General features: G+C 64.4%; 22 protein-coding genes. 7 read left to right on the forward strand and 15 right to left on the reverse strand.

The features are described from left to right. The first annotated feature begins 272 nt into the window (after nt 1-272). The gene (locus ACNJYD_RS17975; protein WP_439367243.1) at nt 273-1,274 is read left to right on the forward strand and encodes an ABC transporter substrate-binding protein; all 1,002 of its coding nucleotides are present in this window, start codon (nt 273-275) and stop codon (nt 1,272-1,274) included. 216 nt (nt 1,275-1,490) lie between these two features. On the opposite strand, the gene ACNJYD_RS17980 is transcribed toward ACNJYD_RS17975, so the two are convergent. The 9 genes from ACNJYD_RS17980 to gltX all read right to left on the reverse strand — a co-directional run bounded on the left by ACNJYD_RS17980 (nt 1,491) and on the right by gltX (nt 11,353). Beyond that, entirely contained in the window at nt 1,491-1,808 is a 318-nt protein-coding gene (locus ACNJYD_RS17980; RefSeq protein WP_172782858.1) for a hypothetical protein, read from the reverse strand. Between the two features lie 210 nt (nt 1,809-2,018). Beyond that, on the reverse strand, nt 2,019-2,786 hold the full coding sequence (locus ACNJYD_RS17985; protein ID WP_439367245.1) for an SDR family NAD(P)-dependent oxidoreductase: 768 nt from the start codon (nt 2,784-2,786) through the stop codon (nt 2,019-2,021). Then, a complete protein-coding gene (locus tag ACNJYD_RS17990; RefSeq protein WP_271506480.1) occupies nt 2,783-3,892 on the reverse strand; it encodes an ABC transporter ATP-binding protein in 1,110 nt (369 codons plus the stop codon). The genes ACNJYD_RS17985 and ACNJYD_RS17990 overlap by 4 nt, the downstream gene beginning before the upstream one ends. Nucleotides 3,893-3,902: 10 nt before the next feature. Next, nucleotides 3,903-4,760, reverse strand: coding sequence for a carbohydrate ABC transporter permease (locus tag ACNJYD_RS17995; RefSeq protein ID WP_172783591.1), 858 nt, complete (start codon nt 4,758-4,760; stop codon nt 3,903-3,905). Beyond that, complete coding sequence (locus tag ACNJYD_RS18000) at nt 4,753-5,682, reverse strand: carbohydrate ABC transporter permease (protein ID WP_439367248.1); 930 nt, start codon at nt 5,680-5,682, stop codon at nt 4,753-4,755. Before ACNJYD_RS18000 ends, ACNJYD_RS17995 begins: the two co-directional genes overlap by 8 nt. Next, nucleotides 5,679-6,965: an ABC transporter substrate-binding protein gene (locus ACNJYD_RS18005; RefSeq protein ID WP_172783592.1), complete on the reverse strand. Its 1,287-nt coding sequence runs from the start codon at nt 6,963-6,965 to the stop codon at nt 5,679-5,681. The genes ACNJYD_RS18000 and ACNJYD_RS18005 overlap by 4 nt, the downstream gene beginning before the upstream one ends. Before the next feature lie 83 nt (nt 6,966-7,048). Continuing rightward, entirely contained in the window at nt 7,049-8,227 is a 1,179-nt protein-coding gene (locus tag ACNJYD_RS18010) for an ROK family transcriptional regulator (RefSeq protein WP_212257221.1), read from the reverse strand. 252 nt (nt 8,228-8,479) lie between these two features. After that, the gene (gltA, locus tag ACNJYD_RS18015) at nt 8,480-9,781 is read right to left on the reverse strand and encodes a citrate synthase (RefSeq protein WP_172783593.1); all 1,302 of its coding nucleotides are present in this window, start codon (nt 9,779-9,781) and stop codon (nt 8,480-8,482) included. A gap of 144 nt (nt 9,782-9,925) precedes the next feature. Beyond that, complete coding sequence (gene gltX / locus ACNJYD_RS18020) at nt 9,926-11,353, reverse strand: glutamate--tRNA ligase (RefSeq protein ID WP_439367250.1); 1,428 nt, start codon at nt 11,351-11,353, stop codon at nt 9,926-9,928. Nucleotides 11,354-11,508: 155 nt separating this feature from the next. On the opposite strand from gltX, the gene ACNJYD_RS18025 reads away from it, so the two are divergent. The 4 genes from ACNJYD_RS18025 (at nt 11,509) to ACNJYD_RS18040 (ending at nt 16,349) form a co-directional block, all read left to right on the forward strand. After that, nucleotides 11,509-13,185, forward strand: a complete 1,677-nt coding sequence (locus ACNJYD_RS18025; RefSeq protein ID WP_439367252.1) for a glutamine--tRNA ligase/YqeY domain fusion protein — start codon at nt 11,509-11,511, stop codon at nt 13,183-13,185. 9 nt (nt 13,186-13,194) lie between these two features. Then, a complete protein-coding gene (locus ACNJYD_RS18030) occupies nt 13,195-13,581 on the forward strand; it encodes a YybH family protein (protein WP_260379303.1) in 387 nt (128 codons plus the stop codon). A gap of 159 nt (nt 13,582-13,740) precedes the next feature. Beyond that, nucleotides 13,741-13,974: a DUF2171 domain-containing protein gene (locus ACNJYD_RS18035; RefSeq protein WP_172783597.1), complete on the forward strand. Its 234-nt coding sequence runs from the start codon at nt 13,741-13,743 to the stop codon at nt 13,972-13,974. Nucleotides 13,975-14,069: 95 nt separating this feature from the next. Next, on the forward strand, nt 14,070-16,349 hold the full coding sequence (locus tag ACNJYD_RS18040) for a ComEC/Rec2 family competence protein (RefSeq protein ID WP_439367254.1): 2,280 nt from the start codon (nt 14,070-14,072) through the stop codon (nt 16,347-16,349). Between the two features lie 125 nt (nt 16,350-16,474). On the opposite strand, the gene ACNJYD_RS18045 is transcribed toward ACNJYD_RS18040, so the two are convergent. The 3 genes from ACNJYD_RS18045 to ACNJYD_RS18055 all read right to left on the reverse strand — a co-directional run bounded on the left by ACNJYD_RS18045 (nt 16,475) and on the right by ACNJYD_RS18055 (nt 19,371). Next, nucleotides 16,475-16,909, reverse strand: coding sequence for a hypothetical protein (locus ACNJYD_RS18045; protein WP_172783599.1), 435 nt, complete (start codon nt 16,907-16,909; stop codon nt 16,475-16,477). Between the two features lie 375 nt (nt 16,910-17,284). Next, nucleotides 17,285-17,986, reverse strand: coding sequence for a transcriptional repressor LexA (lexA, locus tag ACNJYD_RS18050; RefSeq protein WP_036009965.1), 702 nt, complete (start codon nt 17,984-17,986; stop codon nt 17,285-17,287). 176 nt (nt 17,987-18,162) lie between these two features. After that, nucleotides 18,163-19,371: a molybdopterin molybdotransferase MoeA gene (locus ACNJYD_RS18055; RefSeq protein WP_439367257.1), complete on the reverse strand. Its 1,209-nt coding sequence runs from the start codon at nt 19,369-19,371 to the stop codon at nt 18,163-18,165. A gap of 132 nt (nt 19,372-19,503) precedes the next feature. Here ACNJYD_RS18055 and ACNJYD_RS18060 point away from each other — a divergent pair, with 132 nt between their 5' ends. Both ACNJYD_RS18060 and ACNJYD_RS18065 read left to right on the forward strand, forming a co-directional pair. Then, a complete protein-coding gene (locus tag ACNJYD_RS18060; RefSeq protein ID WP_172783601.1) occupies nt 19,504-19,731 on the forward strand; it encodes a hypothetical protein in 228 nt (75 codons plus the stop codon). Between the two features lie 39 nt (nt 19,732-19,770). After that, nucleotides 19,771-19,935, forward strand: coding sequence for a type II toxin-antitoxin system RelE/ParE family toxin (locus ACNJYD_RS18065; protein ID WP_439367487.1), 165 nt, complete (start codon nt 19,771-19,773; stop codon nt 19,933-19,935). 186 nt (nt 19,936-20,121) lie between these two features. Here ACNJYD_RS18065 and ACNJYD_RS18070 read toward each other — a convergent pair whose 3' ends face one another. From ACNJYD_RS18070 to ACNJYD_RS18080, 3 genes are all read right to left on the reverse strand, one after another. Further along, entirely contained in the window at nt 20,122-20,325 is a 204-nt protein-coding gene (locus ACNJYD_RS18070) for a hypothetical protein (protein WP_128265692.1), read from the reverse strand. Between the two features lie 157 nt (nt 20,326-20,482). Continuing rightward, the gene (locus ACNJYD_RS18075) at nt 20,483-21,106 is read right to left on the reverse strand and encodes an HAD family hydrolase (protein ID WP_212257216.1); all 624 of its coding nucleotides are present in this window, start codon (nt 21,104-21,106) and stop codon (nt 20,483-20,485) included. Between the two features lie 24 nt (nt 21,107-21,130). Further along, complete coding sequence (locus ACNJYD_RS18080; RefSeq protein ID WP_439367260.1) at nt 21,131-22,264, reverse strand: alpha-hydroxy acid oxidase; 1,134 nt, start codon at nt 22,262-22,264, stop codon at nt 21,131-21,133. Nucleotides 22,265-22,411: the final 147 nt, after the last annotated feature.

A 22,411-nucleotide genomic window follows, 5' to 3' on the forward strand; every position in this document is an offset into this window, starting at 1 on the left:
ATCTCTTGCTCACGCGTGATGAATTAATCGACCGATTGTCGGACCGGATTGCGTCCCGTCCCAGAGTTGCCCAAGATTGATCAGGAACATGCCTTTGGCGACTATACTCCCGTATACAGGGCTTCTGTATAGCGATGTGACGCGGGACGGCGCTCGCCGAAGGGCGCTTGTAACCAGTCCAGGCCTAAGCTGGGGCCGGAATTCCGCAGCGCAGCAGTCTCCCGCCTTGTCGAGGTGTGCTATCATTTTGGTCAGCGTGCGGAGGCATGGCAGTGAGGCGACGCGAGCTCATTACTCTGCTGTGCGGCGCGGCGGTCTCGCCGCTGGCGGCGCGCGCGCAGCAAGCGGCGAGACCGCCGCTGCTGGCGATGTTCCATCCGGCAATCCCCCCGACGCTTCTGACTGAAACGGGCGGGGGCAGCGCATGGCGTGCCTTTTTCGGTGAGTTGCGCCGTTTGGGTTACGTAGAAGGACAAAATCTGATCATCGAGCGCTACTGGGCCGAGGGGCGCCACGACCGTTATGCCGACGTGGTCCGTGAAATCGTGGCTCGCAATCCGCATGTCATCGTCACCGGAACGAATCCCGTCGTAACCATGTTCAAGGCGGCAACCAGTACGATACCGATTGTTGCTTTCATGCTGGACCCGCTGCAGGCGGGGCTGGTGACCAATCTGCAGCGACCCGGCGGCAACCTCACCGGCATCACGCTTGATGCCGGCATCGAGATCTGGGGCAAGCGGCTGGAGTTCTTGAAAGAAGCCATTCCTTCGATGCAGAAGGCCGTATTTCTGGGGATGCGCGGCGGATGGGAAGGGTCTGTCGGCCAAGTCTTGCGAAATGCCTCCGCGCGTCTGGGAATCTCACTGGCTTTTGTCTTCCCGCAGGAGGGGAAGCCGTCGGAGATTGAGCGTGTCTTCGATGCGATATCGGAGCAACGGCCGGATGCCGTGCTGGTGAGCGGAGAGGGTGATCTTTACGCCAACCGCCAGCTCATCGCCGAGCTCGCCATGAAAAAACGCCTGCCGACGATATGTCCGTACCGCGATTACGTCGAAGCCGGCGTACTGATGGGTTATGCTCTCAATCTCGCGGAGCTGTTCAGGCAGTTGGCCGATGACGTGCACAAAGTCCTGAAAGGAGCCAAACCGGGTGACATTCCGATTTATCAGGCGACCAGATTTGAACTTCTAATCAATCTGAAGACGGCAAAAGCATTCGCCATGACCCTTCCCCCGGCGCTGCTGGCCCGCGCCGACGAGGTGATCGAATAATTTGCTATTGATGGCCCCAACCGAACTGCCTTGAGCAGTGGAAAGGGGCCGCTCCCTGGGGAGAACCGGACCTGACGCGTCGAGCGGCGGACCGCCGCTGGTGACCCGGAAGGCGATTTGGTCGGCGGCCGATCGACACGCTAGGTCCAGGACCCGAATGCGAATGGTGAGATGGCCATTTCCGGCCGCCACTCGCCATCACCAGGTATTCTAAGTCTATTTCGGAGTGCTGGTCTGGCCACCCGAACCCGTGGTCTGCTCACTTCCCGGTCGGCCCGGAGGATGCGCAGAAGCGGCCGGCTTGTCTTGATCGGCAACGTATCCGGACTCTCCGGAGTTGCGGGTCTTGATCCCTTTGTCGGCATCGCGCTGCATCTGCTCGTTGGGCTGGCCAGCCTTGAGCCCTTGGTCTACATCGCGGTTCATCTCCTCCTTGGTTTGCTCACTGGGTGCAGCCTTTTGCTGTTGGGCCGTTGCTTGGAAGGCAATTGCGCTCCCGGCAACTACAATCAATGCGAGAATTGCTGTTCGCATGGTTCTCCTCCATCGCTTGCTCCGGCCCCTAAACGCGCGAACTCCCCAAGGTTTCCTAGCTCTCCAATCGCATTGTCGAAAATCACATCTTGCGATCAGGTGGGCTGCGCTCAAGGCGCCGATTGGCCCAGCGGCATGCATTGACGTGTGTGTTTGACGTCTCACTCGGACAGCAATGCGGACCCGAAACGATTTTTATGAGCACACGCCCTAGGCAAGTCCGCCGTCGACCCGAAAACACTGGCTGGTGATGCGCTGGCTTTCGTCGGAGGCGAGGAATAGCGCCATGTTGGCGATGTCCTCGGGCGTCACCGCATCCGGAACGGCCTGGCGCGAGCGGATCTCGGCGATGACCCGATCGTCCGGATACCACAGCCGGCGCTGGCGTTCGGTGATCACCATGCCCGGCGCGATCGCGTTGACCCGAATGCGGTCGGGACCGACCGACCGCGCCAGCGAGTTCGTGATGCCGACGATCGCCGCTTTCGCCGCGGCATAGACCGGCAGCGCCGGCGCGCCGCGCATCCAGGCGATCGACGACATGTTGATGATCGAGCCGCCGCCGCGCGCCTGCATCTGCGGCACCACCGCTTGCGCTGCGAAGAAGACGTGCTTGAGATTGACGCCGATCATCCAGTCGAACTCGGCCGGCGTCACCTCGGCGAGAACCTGGCGCTGATCGTTGGCGGCGTTGTTGACGAGAACGGCGGCGTCGCCAAGCGAACGGTGCGCCTCCGCCATCGCGCTGCGCAGGGAATCGATGTCGAGGAGATCGCAGGGCACGAACAGCGGCGCAGTCCCGGACGAGGCCGCTATCTCCCGCCCCAGGGCTTCGCCCGCGTCCCTATCGATGTCGAAGAAGGCGATCCGGGCGCCCTGGGTCGCAAAGGCGCGAACGAAGGCGGCGCCGATGCCGCTGGCGCCCCCGGTGATCAACACCACGCGGCCGGCAAGGCTTGAATAGGTCGTCTTCGTCATGCGATCAGGCGCTCCGTCTCGGGGTCGAACAGGCAAATGCGGCGGGTGTCGAGCGCGAAGGCGGCGGACGTGCCGGGCGCGGGGCGGATATCCGGCGAGACCCGCGCCATCGCGGGCTCGCCCCCGAGCCGCAGCAACACCATGGTCTCGGCACCTGTCGGCTCGACCAGCTCCACCGGCGCCTCGACGAGGACTGGCGCTTCGCTGGAAAACGTGCGGCTGCCCTCGGCAATGCATTCCGGCCTGATTCCGAACACCACCTTGCGTCCGACAAAGGGGGCTGCGGCGTCATATCCCGTCAGGCGCAGACGAAGCTCGTCCGGCCGCCCCGCGCCGATCACGACGACCGGCCCGTCATTTTCGGCCTCCAGCCGGGCCGGCATGGTGTTCATCGGCGGCGAGCCCATGAAGCGCGCGACGAACAGATTGGCGGGGTAGCGGTACACGGTGTCGGGATCGGCGAATTGCTGCACGCTGCCCTGATGCATCACGGCGATCCGCGTCGCCATCGTCATCGCCTCGATCTGGTCGTGGGTGACATAGACGATGGTGGCGCCGATGCGCTGGTGCAGGCGCTTGATCTCCATCCGCATCTCGACGCGCAGCTTGGCGTCGAGATTGGAGAGCGGTTCGTCGAACAGGAAGAGCAGGGGATTGCGCACCAGCGCGCGCCCCATCGCCACGCGCTGGCGCTGGCCGCCGGACAATTGCGAAGGCTTGCGGCCGAGCAGCGGCTCGATCTGGAGCAGTTTTGCGACATTCGCGACCGCAGCGTCCTGCTCGGCCTTGGGAACGTGACGGCATTCCATGCCGAAGGTGATGTTCTGGCGCACGGTCATGGAGGGATAGAGCGCGTAGGACTGGAACACCATGGCGATGTCGCGGTCCTTCGGCGCGACGTCGTTGACGACGCGGCCGCCGATTTCGATCGTTCCCGCGCTCGGGCGGTCGAGCCCGGCAACGATGTTGAGCAGGGTGGACTTGCCGCAGCCGGACGGGCCAACCAGCACGGTGAACTCGCCGCTCTCGATGTCGAGCGCGATGTCCTTCAGCACTTCCAGATTGGCGTAACGCTTGGAGAGGGCGCGAATGCTCAGTGCTGCCATGACAACTCCATCATTTCACGGCCCCGGCAGTCAGGCCGCGGACGAAGTACTTGCCGCCGAACAGATAGATCAGCAAAGTCGGCAGGGCTGCGATGATCACCGCGGCGCTCTGCACACCTTGCTTGGGGATATCTGCGACTGGGGTAGACAGTGCGATGAGCGCGGCCGTCACGGGCTGCTGCTGGCCGGTCGTGAAGGTCACGCCATAGAGGAATTCGTTCCAGATATGGGTGAACTGCCAGATCACCGTGACGATCAGGATGGGTGCCGAGAGCGGCAGGATGATGCGCCAGAAGATGCGGAAGAAGCCGGCGCCATCGATGCGTGCGGCCCGGATCAGCTCGTGCGGAATGGCGATATAGTAGTTGCGGCAGAACAGCACCGTGAAGGACAGCCCCTGGATGGTGTGGATCAGCACGAGGCCCGTCAGCGTGTTGATCAGCCCGATGTCCCGCAACACGATCGTCCAGGGCAAGAGGCGCATCTGCTGGGGCAGGAAGAGGCCAAGGGTGACGATGCCGTAGATCCAGTTATCGCCCCGAAAGCGCCAGAGTGATATGGCGTACCCTGCAATAGCGCCGAGCAGGGTCGAGATGATCGTCGCAGGAATCGTGACGAGCGCGGAGTTGATCATATAGGGCCGGATGCCGGCGCAGGTCTCGGCGACGCAAAAGCCGCTCCAGGCCAGGGCATAATTGCCAAACGCCCAGTGTTGCGGCCAGCCGATCATCGAGCTCTGCGCGATCTCCTCATTGGTCCGGAGCGAGTTCAGAATGACGACGACCAGCGGCGCGAGGTAGGCGGCCGCGAACAAGGTTACGATCAGATAGATCAGAGCGCGGCTTGGGGCGAAGCTTCGGTCACGCATGGGCCGCGCGCCGTTGCCGGACATAGCGCCACGCCGCATAAGGGAGCAGCACCGCTAGCAGAATGAGCAGCATCAGCACCGCCGCAGCCGCGCCCCGGCCGAGCTGGCTGCGTTGGAACATCAAATCATAGACAACAAGCGCCGGCAGCTGGGTCGCGATTCCTGGCCCCCCGTTGGTGAGGGCGCGGACGAGGTCGAAGGCCGAGATCGCAAACTGCAACTGGACAACGATGACCGTGACGGTGATCGGCCAAAGCGTCGGCAGAATGACGCGCCAATAGGTTCGGATTGGCCCGGCACCGTCGATCTGTGCCGCCTTGAGAATCTCGGAATCGACGGAGCGGAGGCCGGCCAGGAAGAGGGCCATGGCAAAGCCCGAGGATTGCCAGATCGCGGCGATGACAATGGTCCAGATGGCCATGTCGCGGTTGACCAGCCAATCGAACTTGAAGGCCATCCAGCCGAGATCATGGACGAGCTTCTCGATCCCGATGCCGGGATTGAGCAGCCAGCTCCACACCGTGCCTGTGACGACGAACGACACGGCCATGGGATAGAGGAAGATGGATCGCAGCACGTTCTCGCCGCGAATGCGCTGATCGAGCAGGATCGCGAGCAAGAGACCGGTAATCAAGCTGAGCAGCACGAAAGCACTGCCGAACAGCAGTAGATTGTCGAAGGCAATCTGCCAATTTCGCGACGCCAGGACCGAATTGTAGTTGCGCAAACCAACCCAGCCCGTAACGGGAACAAGGGTGGAGGGCGTAAACGAAATCCAAATGGTCCATATCGAAAAGGAGATGAGGTGCGCTGCGGATAACAGCAGCGGCACCCAGATCATCAGAAATTCGGGCAGCCGGCGCACCATCTCCGGGGGCGCCGCCCGGCCCGGCCGTCTTGCTGTCGAGACGACGTCGGTCAACGTGCGCCCTCGACGGCGTCGGCGAGGCGGCTGACGGCCTCCTCCGGCTTGATCGTCTTGTTCTTCACATATTCAGTGATGACGTCGATCATCGCCGCGGTCAGGCCGTTTTCCTGGGCCATGTTGTGCGCGAGGCTCAGGACGGCCTGATTGTTGCCCATGGCATTCTTCAATGCGGCCGCGGTTGTCCGTTGACCATCCGACCAGCCCTCGCCGGACAGGTCGACATCGGTACGCACGGGGATCGATCCCGTGATTTGCGAATACATGGTCTGGATCGCCGGATCCATCACGAGCTGGGCCATCAACATCTGGCCGGCCTGGAGATCGGCCTCCTTGCGCTGCCAGAAGATGAAGGCATCGGCATTCAACAGGAAGACAGGCTTGCCGTTGTCACTGGGGCCGGGGGTGATGACGTAGTCGTCAAACTTGAAGCCGGCGTTTTTCAATACGCCCTGGGCCCAGCCGCCCATGATCAGCATGCCCATGTCGCCGTCGACGAAGCGCTTCAAATTGGTGGCATAGGGCTGGACGCCGACATTGGGATCACACCAGTTGGAGATCTTGCGCGTCTGCGCGAAGGCTGCCTTCATCTCAGGGCCCTCCAGCGCCTTCTTGTCGAGATTCATGCAGGCGGCGCGGTATGCCGTCGGGCTGATGCCGGCCAGGGACGCCTCGAATTTCTGCCCGTCGTCGGCGCGGGTGCCGCCGTTGGCGATGGGGTAGGCCATGCCGGCCGACTTCATTTTCTCGGCAAGGTCATTGAAGTCAGCCCAGGTGACCGGGATCTTGTCGGCCTTGGCCTTATCCATTCCGCGCTTGGAGAGAAACAGCATGTTTGTGCTGTAGATCTGTAGCGGCAGTGCAATCCACTTGCCGGTCGGCTTGTGCAGCTTTGCAAGGTCCGGCGCAACGACCTTCTCGTAGCCGGCAGCCGCGACCACGGCGTCGAGGTCGACGGTCGGCGCGATCTTCGACCAGGCCGCGATCTCGGGGCCCTTGAGTTGCGAACAGGCCGGCGGATCGCCGGCAATGATCTGCGCACGCAACTTGTTCATCATGTCCGTGGTGAAGCCGGGGACGGGCGAGTGCTGCCAGACGCCGCCTTTCTCCTCGAACTTCTTGCCGAGCGCGGTGATGGCGGCGCCGTCGCTGCCGGCGGACCATTGCGAGATTGCGGTGAGGCGCGGCTTGACTGCGCCTTGCGCGCGGGCAAGGTGCGGAAATGCGAGCGCGGCAGCAGATCCCGCGAGCAGACGACGCCTTGTTGTTGTGATCGGCATGGCAGTTCCTCCCGGTGTGAAGTTGCTTACGCCATTTTTGGCGCTGTTGTTGGCGTGCGCGAGCCGCACGCGGCTTAAGTCATTCAGGCGGCCTCCGTCGATGCGGACGGCATGCCGCCAGATCTCGCCAGGCAAAACGCGGCGAAGGCGAGCGCAGCCTGCGGATCGTTGCCGGTCGACGGCGGCACGAAGGCGACGGAGACCTGCGCCAATTTGCGTCCGCCGAGCAGGCAGGCGTCGATCCCGTCGATCACGGCCTTTCGCTCCTTCTCGGCGAGCAGCGATGGCCAGCCGCTGACGACTACGCCGCGGCATGGTTTGACGTTCAATGTGTTGCCGATGGCGAGACCAAGCCGGAACAGCCGCTGGCGCAATTCCTGGCGCACCCTGGACGTGAGAGGAATCGCGGTCACCCAATCATGGCCGAGCTGTAGCAATTCTGCTTCCGTCATATGCAGCAGCTCGGCCAGCGCCGGCAGCGACGTATAGGCTTCGACGCAGCCATGATGACCGCAGCGGCAGCGGGGGCCGTCGGTGCCGAACACCATGTGGCCGAGCTCGACCGGGTCGAGCGCGTCATCTTCGCTAGGATCATCCACCCAGGCGCCGGCGACGCCCTGGCCGACGAACACGAACAGATGTGGATCGCTAAAGGGATAGTCCTCGTTACGGCAACGATGAAAGGCGGCGTGCGCCACCACCGAATTGGTGAAGGCAACAGGCACGCCCGCGAACATCTCGCCGAACATGCTGCTGATACGTTCGACGTCACAGGGAATGATCGGATTGCCTGATACGCTGAGACGGCCGAGGCCCGGAACGGTCGCGCCGATCTGTGCTAGCCTGATGCGGCGCCGCCGTGTCCAGTCGTGCAGCAAGGCCAGTGCCTCGCGAAAGACATCGCCAACGGAGTCGACCGTCGGCTTCTTCGGCAGCGGCACGCGCTCGGTGTAATGCAGTTCGCCGGAAAGACTGCCAACGCCGACGCCGAGCCATTGGCCAGTCAGCTCCAGAGCCCCAAGCGCCACCGCGCCGTCGAGCGACACGAGGCCGGTCGGGCCACCAACGTAAGGGGCAGGGCGCCGCACTTCCTCGATCAGGCCTTCGGCCTTCAAGTCAAGCAGGATGCGCGACAGGCTCGCTTCCGACAGGCGCACGGCCTTGGCCAGTGGCGGACGAAACGAGCCGCCCGACTGAAGCAGATGAGTCAAAATGGCAGCGCGCGTCTGCCGCCGACTTCTCGGCTGCTCCGGCATTTCCATCCCTGTCGTCATTCTTACTTAGTGTAAGAATTTGCGCGCGAAGCGTTTCGGCTGTCAAGCGCTGGCTGGCGCGATGATCCGACTTGTTGTTGTGCGCGGCAGCAACCGGTTTCGTAGGGTGGGCAACTTCCTATCAGTCGCGAGAGGTGGTGGGCACGCTGCGCTTTGCCCACCCTACAAGGCTGTCTCGCAAACGAAAAAACGGCGCCATCCTGCGATGGCGCCGTTTCGAAAAGGCGTGATGGCCGATTGTTACCGCTTGTCGATCGGAACGTAATCGCGCTTGGCGACGCCGGTGTAGAGCTGGCGCGGGCGGCCGATCTTCTGCTGGGGATCCTCGATCATCTCGCTCCACTGGCTGATCCAGCCGACGGTGCGGGCGACCGCGAACAGCACGGTGAACATCGAGACCGGGAAGCCCATCGCCTTCAGCGTGATGCCCGAATAGAAGTCGACGTTCGGGTAGAGCTTGCGGTCGATGAAGTACTGGTCGCTGAGCGCGATCTTCTCGAGCTCCATCGCCACCTTCAGCATCGGATCGTCGCCATGGCCGGTCTCCTTGAGCACGGCATGACACATCTTCTGCATGATCTTGGCGCGCGGATCGTAGTTCTTGTAGACCCGGTGGCCGAAGCCCATCAGGCGGACTTCGGAGTTCTTGTCCTTCACCTTGGCGATGAACTCGGGGATCTTGTCGACCGTGCCGATCTGATAGAGCATGTTCAGCGCGGCCTCGTTGGCGCCGCCATGGGCCGGGCCCCAGAGGCAGGCGATGCCGGCCGCGATGCAGGCGAACGGGTTTGCGCCCGAGGAGCCGGCGATGCGCACCGTCGAGGTCGAGGCGTTCTGCTCGTGATCGGCGTGCAGGATGAAGATCTTCTCCAGCGCATCCGCGAGCACCGGGCTGACCTTGTAGTCTTCGCAGGGCACCGCGAAGCACATGTTCAGGAAGTTTTCGGCGAAACCTAGCGAGTTCTTCGGATAAACGAAGGGCTGGCCGACGGTGTACTTGTAGGCCATCGCGGCCAGCGTCGGGATCTTCGCGATCATGCGCATGGAGGCGATCATGCGCTGCTTCGGATCATTGATGTCGGTGGAGTCGTGATAGAACGCGGCGAGGGCGCCGACGGCCGCAACCATGATCGCCATCGGATGGGCATCGCGGCGGAAGCCCTGGAAGAAACGGGCCATCTGCTCGTGCACCATCGTGTGATGGGTCACGCGGTAGTCGAAATCCTTCTTCTGCGCGGCGGTCGGCAGGTTCCCGTAGAGCAGGAGGTAGCAGGTCTCCAGGAAGTCGCCGTGCTCGGCGAGCTGCTCGATCGGGTAGCCGCGGTATTCCAGCACGCCCGCGTCGCCGTCGATATAGGTGATCTTGGACTGGCAGCTCGCGGTCGAGGTGAAGCCCGGATCGTAGGTGAACAGGCCGGACTGGCCGTAAAGCTTGCCAATATCGATGACGTCAGGCCCGACGCTGCCGCTGAGGATCGGGAGATCGAAATTGTTGTTTCCGACCGTCAGCGTCGCGGTCTTTGGGCTTGGTTTTGCGTCCATCAGAGGTCCCCGATGTGTGGTGAAACGGGCCGGAGCCGGAGGCCCCCAGGGCGACCATGGGGGCAGGCCGGATGTTCCAGAATGTGGGGGAGATGGGTATATTATTGCTATGTGCGCTGCAAGATCGCCGCACGCATGGTCGACTTACGTCGTAGCCTGATCCTTGAGCCGGGCGAGGCTTTCCTGGCGGCCCAGCACGTCCAAAACCTCAAATATGCCGGGCGACGTCGTCCGTCCGGTGAGCGCCGCCCTGAGCGGCTGGGCGACCGCGCCGAGCTTGAGACTATTTTCCTCCGCAAAGGCGCGTAGCGCGGCCTCGGTGGTGGCGCCGCTCCACGTCTCGACTTTCTCCAGCGCGGAATGAAGCTGGCCGATCAGCTTGCGGTTCTCCGGCGTCAGCAGCGCCTCCGCCTTGGGATCGAGCGCCAGCGGCCGGTCGGCGAAGATGAAATGGGCGCCGTCGATCAGCTCGATCAACGTCTTGGCACGCTCCTTGAGGGCCGGCATGGCCTTGAGCAGCTGCGCGCGCGTGGTGTCGTTTAATTTGGCCTTAATCTCGTCGCGGCTCGGCACGATGTGGTCGAGCACGTCCTCGAACATCTTCACGAGTGATTGATCGTCGGCGTGACGGATGTAATGGCCGTTGAGGTTTTCCAGCTTGGCGAAATCGAAGCGGGCGGCGGCGCGGCCGACGCTGGCGAGATCGAACGCTTCGATCATCTCCTCGGTCGAGAAAATCTCCTGGTCGCCGTGGCTCCAGCCGAGCCGGACGAGGTAGTTGCACAGCGCAGCCGGCAGGTAGCCCATGGCGCGGTAGGCATCGACGCCGAGCGCGCCGTGCCGCTTGGACAGTTTCGAGCCGTCCGGGCCGTGGATCAGGGGGATGTGGGACATGCTCGGCAGCGCCCAGCCCATCGCATCGTAGATCTGCTTCTGCCGGGCGGCGTTGATCAGGTGGTCGTCGCCGCGGATCACGTGGGTGACGCCCATGTCGTGGTCGTCGACCACCACCGCGAGCATATAGGTCGGGTTGCCGTCGCCGCGCAGCAGGACGAGATCGTCGAGGTTCTCGTTCTGCCAGACCACGCGGCCCTGGACCTGGTCCTCGATCACGGTCTCGCCGGTCTGCGGCGCGCGCAGACGGATGGTGGGCTTGACGTCGCTGGGAGCCGCCGCGGGGTCGCGGTCGCGCCACATGCCGTCATAGAGGCGGGTGCGGCCTTCCGCCCGCGCCTTCTCGCGCATGGCGGCGAGCTCCTCGGCGGTGGCGTAGCAGCGGTAGGCCTTGCCGTCGGCCAGCAGCTGCTCGGCGACCTCGCGGTGCCGGGCGGCGCGGGCGAACTGGTAGATGACCTCGCCGTCCCAGCCGAGCTCGAGCCACTTCAGCCCGTCGAGAATGGCGCCGATTGCCGCCTCCGTGGAGCGTTCGCGGTCGGTGTCCTCGATCCGCAGCAGCATCTTGCCGCCGTGCTTCTTGGCAAAGAGCCAGTTGAACAGCGCCGTGCGGGCGCCCCCGATATGGAGGAAGCCGGTCGGCGAGGGAGCGAAGCGCGTGACGACGGAATCGGACATTCTTGGCAGGGCCTATGCATTGGAGGCGGTGGTGTATAGCAGGAACGGGACATAACTAAAGGGCGGCGGCGGACCTGACAGGCCTTGCTTAAGCTCTTGGCGCGGCCACGCGAATTTGGCAGAAGAACCGCTGATTTCCCTACAGGATTTTCGTAATGACAGAACCGGTGGCAGCTGAGGTTGGGCGCGATTTCATTCGTGACATCATCCAGGCCGACCTCGACCAGGGCAAATACAAGGAGATCGTGACCCGGTTCCCGCCGGAGCCGAACGGCTATTTGCACATCGGCCACGCCAAGTCGATCGCACTCAACTTCGGCATCGCCCAGGAGTTTCCGGGCCGCTGCCACCTGCGCTTCGACGACACCAATCCGGTCAAGGAAGAGCAGGAATATATCGATTCCATCCAGGCCGACGTGCGCTGGCTCGGCTTCGACTGGGGCAAGAACCTGTTTTTCGCCTCGGACTATTTCGACCGCCTGTATGAATGGGCGGAGCAGCTGATCCGCGACGGCCTCGCTTATGTCGATGACCAGACCCAGGAGGAGATCCGCCTCTCGCGCGGCACGCTGACCGAGCCCGGCAAGAACTCGCCGTTCCGCGACCGCTCGGTGGAGGAGAATCTCGACCTGTTCCGCCGCATGAAGGCCGGCGAATTCCCCAACGGCGCGCGTGTGCTGCGGGCCAAGATCGACATGGCCGCGGGCAACATCAACCTGCGCGACCCCGTGCTGTACCGCATCCTGCATGCGCACCATCCGCGCACCGGCAACGCATGGTGCATTTATCCGAGCTACGACTATGCCCACGGCCAGTCGGACGCGATTGAAGGCATCACGCATTCGATCTGCACGCTGGAGTTCGAGGACCACCGGCCGCTCTACGACTGGTTCATCGAGAAGCTGCCGGTGCCGTCCAAGCCGCACCAGTACGAGTTTGCGCGCCTCAACCTGACCTACACGCTGCTGTCCAAGCGCGTGCTGACGCAGCTCGTCCGCGAGGGTCATGTCGCCGGCTGGGACGATCCGCGCATGCCGACCATGGCGGGCATGCGCCGCCGCGGCGTGCCGCCGGCCGCATTGCGCGAATTCGTCAAGCGCATCGGCGTCGCCAAGGCAAACAGCGTCGTCGATGTCGGCATGCTGGAGTTCTGCATCCGCGAGGAGCTGAACCGCACGGCGCAGCGGCGCATGGCAGTCTTGAGGCCGCTCAAGGTCGTGATCGAGAATTATCCGGAAGGACAGACCGAGGAGCTCGAGGCGATCAATCATCCGGACGACCCTAGCGCCGGCACGCGGAAGATCACGTTCGGCCGCGAGCTCTATATCGAGCAGGACGATTTCATGGAGAACCCGCCGAAGAAGTTCTTCCGCCTGTCGCCGGGCAACGAGGTGCGGCTGCGTTACGCCTATTTCGTCAAGTGCACCGGCGTGATCAAGAACGACCAGGGCGAGGTGGTGGAGCTGCGCTGCACCTATGATCCCGCGACCAAGGGCGGCAACGCGCCCGACGGCCGCAAGGTCAAGGCGACCATGCACTGGCTGCCGGCGGCGACGTCCAAGCCGGCGGAGATCCGCATCTACAACCAGCTGTTCGCCAATCCGAGTCCGGACGCCTCGAATTTCGCGGCCGATCTCAACCCGAACTCGCTCGAGATCCTCGCCGATGCGCGGGTCGAGGCGTCAGTTGCCGAGAGCAATTCGACCGAGCCGATGCAGTTCGAGCGCCAGGGCTATTTCGTCCGCGACAAGGACTCGACGCCGGGCAAGCCGGTGTTCTCGCGTACGATCGGCTTGCGCGATACGTTCGCCAAGGAAGTCGCGAAGGGCTGAGGCGAGGGCATGAGCAGCGAAGCCGACGCCATCGTTTCCGCCATCATCGCGAAATGGTGCGCCGGCTTCGCGACGCTCGATGCGGCCGCGCTGTCCTCGCTCTATGCGAGGAACGCGTTCTTCTTCGGCTCGAACCCAAAACTCTATCGGGGCAGGGACGGCGTTGCCGATTATTTCAACGGCCTGCCGCGCTGGCGCAGGCCGAGCGCGACCTTCTCCGACGTGTACGCCGCGCAGGCCGGCCCTGACCTGATCAACATGGCCGCGATCATCACGTTCGATCTCGCCGGCGAGCGGGACGATCTCGTCGTCAAGATGAGCTGGGTCATCATCCGCGAGGAAGGCGACTGGAAGATCGTCAATCACCACGCCTCGTCGCAGGCGCCGCTGATTTAGCGGTCGTTCCATCAGTGTCGTCATTCCGGGGCGCGCCACTTGGCGCGAGCTATGATGCGCAATTGCGCATCATAGCTCGCGACTTCGTCGCGCCCCGGAATACGATTGAAACGAACGCGCGCCTGCCGCGTTGGCTGCGATCCAACCAAGGATCCCGCCATGCAGAACATCGCAGAGCATATGGAAGTCATCGGCGCCGACGGTGTCCATGTCGGCACCGTCGACAGGGTAGAGGGCAACCGCATCAAGCTGACCAGGAAGGACAGCGGCGAGGGCAGCCACAAGGGCCACCATCATTTCATCGACAAGGGCCTCGTTGCCGATGTTGAAGGCAACAAGGTGCGGCTGTCCGCCAAGGCGGACGTCGCCGTGACGATGGAAGAGGAAAAGTAGGGCGCTCCGTCGCCCGTTCCCGATCTGTACCGCTATTCGCGCAGCCGCACGGTCCGGTAGCCTCCGCACCCGTCGCGTATCGCAAGGTGCAGGGAATGGCGGAGCCGGGGCGGCCAGGACGCTCCCAGGGAGTTGCCGGGACGTGGCCGGTCGGCCGCGCCGCCCCGGCCGGCGGCTTTGCGCCGGCGGGGTTTGGCATCTGGCCGGCCATCGTCGAAATGCTGCGCCAGTGGGCGCGCGCCGAGGCCGGGCCAGGCCGGCTGTTGCCGTGGGTGCCCGTCGCCTTTGGCGGCGGCATCGCGCTTTATTTCGCCGCCGATCATGAGCCGGTGCTGTGGGTGGTTGCCGCGACGGCCATCGCGCTGATGCTCGGCGCGGTGTTGCTCCGGCGGAGCCGGCTGTTTGCTCCTGCCATCATGATCGCGGCGGTCGCCGCCGGATTTGCCATGGCGACCTGGAAGACGGCGCGCGTCGCCCATCCCGTGCTCGCCAAGCCGCTTTATTCGGTGTCGCTGTCGGGCTTCGTGGAAGCGCGCGACATTCGCGAGCGTACCGATCGCTTCGTGCTGCGCGTCAGCGCGATGGAGGCGCAGCGCGGCGACGTCAAGCTCGAGCGCGTCCGCCTCTCGGTGCGCAAGGGCACGGCGCCCGAAGTCGGCAGCTTCGTGCAATTGAAGGCGCGGCTGCTGCCGCCGATCTCGCCGGTGCGGCCCGGCAGCTATGATTTCTCGCGCGACATGTTCTTCCAGAGCATCGGTGCCTCCGGCTTCGTGATGGGCGCGATCACGGCGTCCAGGCCGCCGGATGCCGGCGGCCTGCGGCTGCGCTACGCCGCCTTCATGCAGGGCCTGCGCGATGCGATCGATGCGCGCATCCGCGCAACGCTCGAAGGCGACAACCGGGCGATCGCAACGGCGCTGCTCACGGGGCGGCGCGATGCGATTACCGCGCCGGTCAACGATGCCATGTTCGTCTCGGGGCTCGGCCATGCGCTGTCGATCTCCGGCTACCACATGGCGGTCGTCGCCGGCGTCGTCTTCTTCGCGGTGCGCGCGCTGCTGGCCTTGATCCCGGGGCTGGCGGCCGGCTTTGCCATCAAGAAATGGTCGGCGGCCGCCGCGCTGGTCGCGGCGGCGTTCTACCTGCTGCTGTCGGGCGCGGAGGTCGCGACGCAACGATCGTTTTTCATGACGGCGGTGGTGCTGATCGCCGTCATGGTCGACCGCCGCGCCATCACCTTCCGCACGCTGGCGGTGGCGGCGCTGATCGTGCTCGCGGTCGCGCCCGAGGCGCTGGTGCATCCGAGCTTCCAGATGTCATTTGCGGCAACGCTCGGGCTGGTGGCGCTGGTGCAGATCGGCATGCCGAACCTGCTCGCCTCACCCGATCATTCCGCGACGGCGCGGATCGCGCTGTGGGGCGGCCGCGAGATCGCGATGCTGTTCCTGGCCTCGCTGATCGCGGGGCTCGCGACCACGCCCTACGCCGCCTTCCACTTCCATCGCGTGACGCCATACGGCGTGCTCGCCAATCTCGGCGCCATGCCGGTGGTCTCGGCGCTGGTGATGCCGGCCGGGCTGTTGGGACTGCTCGCAGCGCCTTTCGGGCTCGACGGCGTGTTCTGGTGGTTGATGGGGATCGGCATCGAGTGGATGGTCCTGGTCGCGCGCTGGGTGGCGGCCCTGCCGGGCGCCGTCGGCCGCATTCCGGCGTTCGGGATCGCGCCGCTGATCGCGGCGAGCCTCGGGCTCATCGTGATGGGCCTGTTGCGCACGCCCTTGCGCTGGTCCGGCGCCCTGGTGCTGCTGGCGGCGATCCTCTGGGGGCTGTCGGTGCGCCAGCCTGATGTCCTGATTGCCGGGGATGGCGCGAGCGTCGCGGTCCGGGGCGGGGATGAGCGCTTGCAAGTGATCCGCGCCAGCAAGGACAGCTTCCTGCTGAAGGAGTGGCTGGCCGCAGATGCCGATCCGCGTGATGCCGGCAACGCCTCGTTGGCGAGCAGCGTGTCATGTGACGAGTCCGGTTGCGTGGCGCCGCTCGCGGACGGACGGCTGATCGCGTTGGCGACGCGCATCGACGCGCTGGCCGATGATTGCAGCCGCGCCGCGTTGGTGGTGACGGCGCGGCCCGCGCCGCCCGATTGCGCGGCGATGGTGGTCGATCGGGCGCGTCTTGCCAGTCAGGGCGCGCTGGCTCTGACGCGAAGCGCAGAGGGTTTTTCGGTGCAGGCGGTGAGGGCGAGAGGGGCAAGCCGTCCTTGGCTGCCGGCCGGCGCCGGCGAGGGGGATTTCGACGGCAGCCTCGTGCCGAAGACGGCCGTGCCTCGCAACCGGGACGCAACGCCATCGGAGGCCGACTTGCAGGCCGACGATTGAAGATCAATGCGGGGAAAAACCGGTCCGACGGGATCCCGCAGGACGCAAACCATACCATCTCGCCGGCCGCGGCCGGCGATGGCATTTGAATTTGGCCCTCGACTTTTCGGTCGGGGCCGACCGCGTCAGCCGATCGGCAGGCGCGTGATCGTGGGCCGCGTGTCGGCGACGATCTGCGGCTTGTGCTCGCGCTCGATGGCTTGCTGCGTCACCGGCAATTGCAGCACGGTCGCGCGCTGGCCTTCGACGAGCTGCGTCACCAGCACGTACTTGCCGTCCGGAAATTCGATCGCGTCATGATGGCGATCGGGAATGTGCGGGTCGATCTTGCCGAACTTGCCGACGCGGGAGTTGACGGTGCGCGTCCAGATCCAGCGGTTGTCGTAGCGGACGTTATCGGCGAAAGCGAGCTCCGTTCCCGGCAGCAGACAGACCGCGACGGAGAGATCGGCTTCGGAGGCGAAGCCGCGCGTCGAGGTGCCGCGGAAGGTTGTCGTGACGATCGTCTCGCCAACTTCGGCGGGGCGCGTCGCGACGGCATGCAGGCTATAGTCACACATCGGGTGCTCCTCATACTGGGATAGCGACCCGCGTCTCTTTCGAGGCGCAGGCCTCTATCAGAGTGGAAGCCTCCAACGCTCTGCTCGGTTATGGGCAAATCTGCGGCTCGCATCCGCAGCACGCGATCACATTATCTTTCCCGGATTCGATAGGAACAAACCTCGCGTCCTTGCATTTGGCCCGCACTATCGGCGCTGTCGGCACAACTCTACCGGCGGAGCGAAATGGCCGCGTGTCCGCATGGGCGAGTGTCGCGCGGGAAGAGGCGCCGAACAGTCAGCGCAGAACCAGAAAGACCATCCAGCCGGAGCGGACAAGTATCCGCTCCAATCTTGGATCGACGATCGAAGCGCGCGTAGCGCTTACTTCCGGTATCAGTACTTCCGGTAAAGCCCGATCAGCTTGCCCTGGATCTTCACGCGGTTCGGCGGAAGAATGCGGACCTCGTAGGCGGCATTGGCGGGCTCGAGCGCGATCGAGGCGCCGCGGCGGCGGAAGCGCTTGAGCGTGGCCTCCTCGTCGTCGATCAGCGCCACCACAATGTCGCCGGTATTGGCGGTCTCGTTGCGCTGGATCAGCGCCATGTCGCCGTCGAGGATGCCGGCCTCGACCATCGAATCGCCGCGCACCTCGAGCGCGTAGTGCTCGCCGGAGCCGAGCATGTCCGGCGGGACGCTGATGGTGTGGCTGCGGGTCTGCAGCGCCTCGATCGGCGTGCCGGCCGCGATGCGGCCCATCACGGGCACCGCGACGGGGCGCTCGCCCTCATCCGCGGGCGGGCTGGAGCTCGCGCGCACCTTGCCGAGATTGCCCTCGATGACGCTCGGGGTGAAGCCGCGGCGATTGCCGGCTGCGGCCTGGAGCTCGGGCAGCTTGATCACCTCGATGGCACGGGCGCGGTTGGGCAGGCGGCGAATGAAGCCGCGCTCCTCAAGCGCAGTGATCAGGCGATGAATGCCTGACTTCGAGCGCAGGTCGAGCGCATCCTTCATCTCGTCGAAGGACGGCGGCACGCCGCTTTCCTTCAGACGTTCGCTGATGAACCGCAGAAGCTCGTATTGTTTGCGCGTCAACATCTCGACCAAAGTCCCCCGGTTGATGTCGTTCGATTCCGAGACGATGAAGTCGGCAATAAGCCGCTACATCCTCGAAACAAATCATGAACGGACACTATATGTTCGATATGTGTTCCGCAACTGCTTAATTTATGGTGAACGCGGCTGAACTCGCGGAATGCGTGTGGCTCAGCAGCTCAGACGGGCAGCCGCAGCACCTCGCAAGGTGTGCCGGCCTCGGCCTTCGGCGCGAACGGTGCGCGCACGAGAAGTACCTGTGCCGCAGAGAGATTCGCAAGCAGGGAGGAGTCCTGATGGCTGACGGGAAGGGCGACGCGCGTGCCGTCGTCGCGCACCTCCAGCCGCGCACGCAGATAATCCTCGCGCTGATCGTTGGCGCCGAGGTCGCGGCCCAGCACGGCGCGCTCGCGCTGATGATGAATCACTGAACCGCCCGACAGGGCCCGAATCAAGGGCACCATGAACAGGAAGGCGCACACGTATGACGACACGGGATTGCCGGGCAGGCCGATCACGCGCATCGCGCCGAGGCGACCATGCATCATCGGCTTGCCGGGCCGGATCGCGATCTTCCAGAACGCCATCTCGATGCCTTCGCCCTTGAGCGCCTGCTGGACCAGATCGTGGTCGCCGACCGACGCACCGCCGGTCGTGACCAGGATGTCGGCACCGCTCTCGCGCGCGCGGCGGATGCCGGCGGACGTGGACTCCAGCGTATCGGCGGCAATTCCGAGGTCGATGGTCTCGGCGCCCTCGCTGCGGGCAAGGGCGTGCAGGGCATAGCCATTGGAATAGACGATCTGACCGGGACCAGGCGCGGTGCCCGGCATGACCAGCTCGTCGCCGGTGGCGAGAATCGCGACCCTCGGGCGGCGGATAACGCCGAGATAAGGATGATTCATTCCGGCGGCGAGGGCGAGATCGCGCTCGGTGAGACGGATTCCCTTGCGCAGCAGCACGTCGCCTTCGCGGAAGTCGACGCCCGCAGGGCGGATGTGCCGGCCACAAATTGCGGCTTCCTTGATCGTGACATGCTTGCCGTCGGCAATTGTGTCCTCCTGGATCACGACGGCATCGGCGCCGTCGGGAACGACGCCGCCGGTGAAGATCCGCACGGCTTCGCCGGGGCCGACCCTTCCCGCGAACGGCCGACCCGCCGCGACCTCACCGACGACGGTCAGCCTGGACTCGATGGCCGCGTCGGACGCGCGCACGGCATAGCCGTCCATCGCCGACATCGCCTCCGGCGGCTGCGTGCGCCGCGCCGCGACATCGTGCGCGAGCACACGATGGTGGGCCTCGTCGAGGCGAACCATCTCTTCGGCCAGCGGCTCGGCGCCGGTCAGCACCGCGGCGAGCGCGTCAGAAACCGGCATCAGGGCCACGGGCGAACTCCGCAACAAATCAGGACTCGGTCGGCAAGTTCTAGCTGAGCGGAGGGACTGAAGCAAAAAGGCCTCCCTGGCCAGCAAGAAGCCACACTTCCTTTCGGTCTCGGGTCGGCTTATCTTCTGTCCATGACAAAACTGCTCGAAAAGGCGCTCAAGGCCGTGCGGCAGCTTCCTGCGGATAGCCAGGACGAGATCGCGCGCGCCATGTTGGCTTTGAGCGACGGCGGAGAGGAGGCTGAGGAAATGGATCCCGGCCACCTTGCGGCGGTCCTCGAGGGGCTCACACAAGCGAACCTCCGGCAATTTGCGTCTGACGCCGAGATCGAAGCAGCCTTTCGCCGCTTCGAGCGATGAGGCTCAGATTTACGACGCGCGGCCAAGGATCTGATTGAGATTGCCGACTATGTCAGGGAGCACAGCCCGCAAGGTGCATTGCGCGTGCGCGCTGCGATTCTTGAATCGCTTCAAAATCTCGTTCGCTTTCCACGGCTTGGAAGACCGCAGAAGGTCGAGGGCGTACGCAAGCTGGTAACGCGGCGGTACCCTTATCTGGTCTAATACCGGCTGGAAGTAGAGGCTGGCGAAATCGTCATTCTCGCGATCAAGCATCCCACGCAGGAACGCGAGCACTCGGATGGTTGAGCTGGCTCAACTCCGCCGCGGCATGATGCGGAAGGCGAGGCAGACCGGAACGAGGATAGCCATGGCAAGGACGAGAATGACGAGCGCCACGGCCAACATCGGTCAACGCTCCGTCGGATCGCCCGGACTGAAATCCGCGACGTCGGGCGCCTTGGGGCCCTGATCCTTGTCGGGCAGCGGATCGGCCTGGGATTTCAGGTCGGCGGCCTTGCTGATCAGTTTGGCGGAGAGGTCAGAATCCGAGGTGGTTCTGGCGAATTCGAGCAGGAGAGAAGCCTGCTTGGTGAGATAGGTCTTGCCCAGCACGTCGATCAGTCCAATGTAGAAGGCCCAACGGACTCATGAGTCCGAAGGGCAGGATTCCGTTCCCGGAACTCTGTATAAAAATGCACAAAGTGATTGGGTTCCTCATCTCCACCAAATTTAGCCCCTGGAACTGAGCACGGTCCGGGCTTCCTGTGGCTCAGATCCCCAGCGCTTTCAATGCGTTCCCGACGTCGCGCGGCGAGGTGACATGCACGGCGGTCAAGCCGCGTGCCCGCGCTCCTTCGATGTTCTCGGCGAGGTCATCGAAGAAGACGATGCGCTCGGCCGGCGCGCCGATCGCCGCGACGACATGGTCGAAGGCCTCGGCATCCGGCTTGCGCAGGCCGATGCTGGAGGACAGATACAGCTCGCGGAAATGGCCGAGCAGACCGGCATATTCCTTCGAGAAATAGTCGACGTGCGGCCGATTGGTGTTGGAGAAGGCGTAGAGCGGCATCCGCTTCGCCGCGCGCGGCAACAGTTCGGCGATATCGGGCATCTCACCGGCGAAGATCGCGTTCCAGCCTTCCAGGAACTGCGCATCCGAGATACCGATCCCGAGCGAGGATCGGAGCGAGGCGAAATAGTCCGCGTCGCTGATCTTGCCCATCTCGTGCAGGCGGTAGGCCTCGTCGCGCACATAGCGCGCGATGATGGCCTCGGGCTGGCAGCCGGCATGTCCCGCCCAGCAGGCGATCGCCTTCGAGAAGTCGATGTCGAGCACCACGCGCCCGAGGTCGAACAGCAGCGCATCCGCGCTGCCGGGAGAGAGCGATGTCATTGCGTCCTTTTCACTTCAGTATGCTCAGTAACGATAGGGATCGTGGTCGAACAGCGGGAACGCGCTGAACACGCTGGGCGCGTTGGTGGCGGTCGCCGGATGCAGGCAGGACTTGTCGATCTCGGCGAATGAGGTGGCGCCCAGGAGGCCGAGGCAGCGCAGCACCTCGTCTTCGAGCAGATCCAGCATCCGCGCGACACCGGCTTCGCCAGCTGCGGCCAGCGCCCAGCATTGCAGCCGGCCGATGCCGACGAGGTCGGCGCCCGCCGCGATCGCCTTGACGATGTCGGTGCCCCGGCAGAAGCCGCCGTCGACCATGATCTTCGCGCGGCCCTTCACGGCGTCGACGATCTCCGGCAGGACGTGCATGGCACCGCGGCCGTGGTCGAGCTGGCGGCCGCCATGATTGGAGACGTAGATCCATTCGACGCCGTGATCGAGCGCGATCTGTGCGTCCTCGGCGGTGGCGATGCCCTTGAGGATCAGCGGAATTTTGAACTTGTCCTTGATCATCTTCACGGTCCGCCACTCCAGGCCCTTCTGGAAATCGCCGCCGGTGGCGCGCAGGCGGCTCTCGCGAACGTAGCGCTTGGCGATGTCACGTTCACGACGGCTGTAATGGGCGGTGTCGACGGTCAGGCAGAAGGCGGCATAAGCGTTCTTCTCGGCCCGGCTGACGACGTCGGCGACGAAGGCATCGTCGCCGCGGACATAGAGCTGATAGAGACGCAGTGCATCAGGGGCAGCCTCGGCGGTCTTCTCGAGACCGGGCTCGGACACCGAGCTCAGCATGTGCGCCGCGCCGAACGTGCCTGCAGCGCGCGCGACGCTCGCCGCGCCGTCCGGATCGAAGATCTCGAGTGCGCCGACGGGAGCCAGCACCACCGGCAGCCGCACCTTGCGGCCGAACTGCTCGACGCTGCCATCGACCTTGCGCACGTCGCGCAGCACGCGCGGGCGGAAGGCGATCTCGTCGAGCGCCATGCGGTTGCGCCGCATCGTGGTCTCGGTCTCGGCGGCGCCGACGATGTAGTCCCAGGCATTCTGGTTGAGGTTGGCGCGCGCCTTCCGGACGAACTCGTGCAGGTTCTGGAACGGCTCGTCGCTGGCACCGAGCTCGACGTTCCGTTCCGGCCGGATGCGGGGCGCTTCATTCATTGTTGTCCTCCCGAGAATTTGAAGTCTTATCGCCATCGCCTATCGCGTCCGGCCCTCCAAAACCATCCTAAAATCGCATAGCTGCGAGGCGTGGGCGGCCCGACCGCTGTCGTCTTGCGTCGAAACAGTTTCGGAACGTTGCCAAAA

This window comes from Bradyrhizobium sp. SPXBL-02, from assembly GCF_051853065.1.
GTDB lineage: Bacteria > Pseudomonadota > Alphaproteobacteria > Rhizobiales > Xanthobacteraceae > Bradyrhizobium.